4 protein-coding genes are annotated in these 2642 nt (G+C 53.5%); all 4 read left to right on the top strand.

Features of this window, described 5'->3' with window-relative positions; genetic code table 11:
• Positions 1-321 precede the first annotated feature (321 nt).
• The 4 genes from FFS64_RS31110 (at position 322) to FFS64_RS31095 (ending at position 2492) form a co-directional block, all read left to right on the top strand.
• Positions 322-732 carry a hypothetical protein gene (locus tag FFS64_RS31110; protein WP_137808455.1) on the top strand — a complete coding sequence of 137 codons (411 nt, stop codon included), beginning with the start codon at positions 322-324 and terminating at the stop codon, positions 730-732.
• A gap of 11 nt (positions 733-743) precedes the next feature.
• Complete coding sequence (locus FFS64_RS31105; protein ID WP_137808454.1) at positions 744-1259, top strand: GNAT family N-acetyltransferase; 516 nt, start codon at positions 744-746, stop codon at positions 1257-1259.
• Positions 1260-1335: 76 nt separating this feature from the next.
• On the top strand, positions 1336-1551 hold the full coding sequence (locus FFS64_RS31100; RefSeq protein WP_137808453.1) for a hypothetical protein: 216 nt from the start codon (positions 1336-1338) through the stop codon (positions 1549-1551).
• A complete protein-coding gene (locus FFS64_RS31095) occupies positions 1548-2492 on the top strand; it encodes a hypothetical protein (RefSeq protein WP_137808452.1) in 945 nt (314 codons plus the stop codon). Before FFS64_RS31100 ends, FFS64_RS31095 begins: the two co-directional genes overlap by 4 nt.
• Positions 2493-2642: the final 150 nt, after the last annotated feature.

Below are 2642 nucleotides of genomic sequence, written 5' to 3'. Positions count from 1 at the left end.
GTGGCCGTGCCCTGCCCTGCTCTTTCCCGCGGCTGATCGCGCACCTGGTGCACGTCGGTCGACGCGCCCGGGCCAGCACCTGGTCAGCTGCTCGATGCCGGCGGCGCCGGCGGTTGCTGCAGGTGATCGAGGCCGGTGCCGATCGGCACGGCGCGGCCAGTGATCGTCAGTGAAAGAGTTTGGAGTCGGCGGAATAGAAGGTGTATTTTGGCCCCCTGCCTACATCTTAAAAGCTTGAATAGCCAGCTCAATTTCGTCACACCATCAGGCGCGGCGATGTCAAGCTTTATGTGGTAGTCTTGGCATAGACGAGGTGTTCACATGACCGATAAATCGAAGTCCCAACCAACCGCAAAAGGCCAGCCCCTGTTTCAGGAAGCCGGCAGTGGTCGCTTTGTGACGCTCGCATTTTCAGGTGACCCGTTGCGGTACGAAGAGGTCAAGACTTTTCATACAGTGCGTTTGAGGGCTTACCAACGCTTTCGAGGTGGGGTAAAGGTCAAGCATGTTGAAAAGCCGTCAATGGCGGCGATGCAGAAGGAGATTAAGGAGCTGCAGCAACAGATGCAGGCCTTGATGGACGGTATTGCACACAACCAACATGAAGCCGTGGTTGTCGACTTGGTGGATTTGGAAGGCCTCACCGTTATTAATTCGGCTGTCGCTCGTGAGATGCTCGACAATCCCCCTCCGCCAAACGCCAAACTCCAGGCCTTGCTCACGCTGCGCTAAGGCTTTAGGAAATGGAATTCAGCACTGTTCCGTATGACAAGTCGATAGACCGCAAAGCTTTTGATTGCGGTCTTCACCCTGCCCTGAATACCTACATAGCCCAACAGGCCACTCAAGACGAAAGGCGCAACGTCTCCAGGACGTTCATGCTTGTTGAGGATGGCCAGCTGATAGGCTACTACACCCTGGCCAACGCCTCCGTGGTGGAGTCCGCCCTCAGCGAAGAGCAGATGAAAAAGATGCCGCGCTACCCAATGCCGGCAGTCCTGCTCAGCCGTTTGGCTGTTGACAAAGGTCAGCAAGGCAAAGGAATCGGCAAGCAACTAATGGTTGATTTCTTTCGACGTGTGTACGAGATCTCCAAGCATTCTGGCGTGGCTTTCATCCTCGTCGATGCCAAGGATGAAAAGGCAGCAAGCTACTATCGCGACCTGGACTTTGTGGAGACCAATACGAGCCCTCTACGCTTGGCACTCTCGACTGGCACCATCATTCAGGGCTTCAAAGCTCTTGAGGCTGCACAGTAGCCATCCTGACGGGCCATCGACGGGTATCAGCCCTCGTGCTAGGATTACCCCATACCCACCTTGCTGGAGCGACGTTATGCGCCAACCAGACCAATCACCAAGCAGTTTCGCTGCGATCATGGAAGGCAAGCGCTCGCGGCGTGATGTCCTCATGTCTGCAGTCGCGTCTGCACAACCTGCCGATCTGGAGGCTTCTGCCGAACGCATTAAAGCGGTGATGCGTAAACCGGCGGGATCTCAGCAACGTCGTCAGCGAATCGCTCCTCCGGCCTTCCTGGCATTGTCTGAATGAGTTCTGAAGGCAGCCCAGATTTCCCTGAAGGCACTTCACAAACCCCTGATCACTTTGAGCGTTCCGAACTCTTTCTGTATTTCAAAGAGAGGATCAAGGACGTTTATAGGTCGCCAGAACGCGAAGCTGTAGACCAATATGGTCTGATAGTAGTTGGTGGTCAGGCGTTGTCACTGTGGGCACGGGAATATCTCTTAGACGAGATGACCGGCGAGGAACTTCAATTCGCAACTAGCGATGATCTCGACTTTATTGGCAGGCAGGGATCCGTTGGTTTCTGCGAAGATCGAATGAACGTTAGTTTTCGTCGCGCCACTATTGACGATCATACTCCGAACTTGGCTGCTGCAGAAATCGCTTGGGATGGTGATCGCAAGATCGTTATCGATATTCTTGATGCCATTGCCGGTGTTTCACTTGCTGACATTTACAAGTATTTGGAGTCAGTCGTATTAGATGATGTACGCATTGCCATTATTGACCCAGTGTCGTGCCTACAATCTCGTCTGTTCAACTTATATGCCCCCTGGTGCGGCAATCGTGAACGGGAGTCTGTTCGTACGCAGTTGGCCATTCGTGCATCCAACTGCTATCTACGTGAAATACTCGTTGAGGACGGTTATCGTGAAGCCGTTCCTCTATTCAAACGGATTCACGAATTGGCTCTTTCCCGAAATGGCAAAGACGCGTTTTACGATTACGGGTTGGACCTGCTAAAGGCAATTCCGATTGATCCAGACTTGCTACCCAAACAGTTTGTTGAAAAGAACTGGCCTAGCATTCTGAAACAAGTTGGGGATGCCCGGTTGAGGAAAGAAGCCCAATATAAGAGCCATAACCGTGAGCCGCTGGGGTTGATGTTTTCTGCGCCTAAAGCAAAAGTCGAACTCGATCGACCTGTTACACATAATACTCCCCCACCAAAGCGTCCAAAGTCTTAAGCATCACTAATCTTGCTTAAAGCCTGGTCAAGGGTCGGCCCGGAAGCCGCATGCGGCGCACAGCCTGCTTGCAGGCGAGCACCGAACGGGTGAGGACTGAAGCGCAGCGGTCCCTTTACCAGGTGGCTGGTAATCAAGGCTCCCCCGGCG

The sequence above is a fragment of the Pseudomonas sp. G(2018) genome (assembly GCF_005502415.1).
GTDB lineage: Bacteria > Pseudomonadota > Gammaproteobacteria > Pseudomonadales > Pseudomonadaceae > Aquipseudomonas.
The sequence above is the reverse complement of the archived record's forward strand: the minus strand, read 5'-3'. Positions and strand labels throughout refer to the sequence as shown.

What these genes read in the sequence shown, in the direction of transcription:
- FFS64_RS31100 (WP_137808453.1), top strand. Translation starts at nt 1,336, where the DNA reads ATGCGCCAACCAGACCAATCACCAAGCAGTTTCGCTGCGATCATGGAA.
- FFS64_RS31095 (WP_137808452.1), top strand. Translation starts at nt 1,548, where the DNA reads ATGAGTTCTGAAGGCAGCCCAGATTTCCCTGAAGGCACTTCACAAACC.
- FFS64_RS31110 (WP_137808455.1), top strand. Translation starts at nt 322, where the DNA reads ATGACCGATAAATCGAAGTCCCAACCAACCGCAAAAGGCCAGCCCCTG.
- FFS64_RS31105 (WP_137808454.1), top strand. Translation starts at nt 744, where the DNA reads ATGGAATTCAGCACTGTTCCGTATGACAAGTCGATAGACCGCAAAGCT.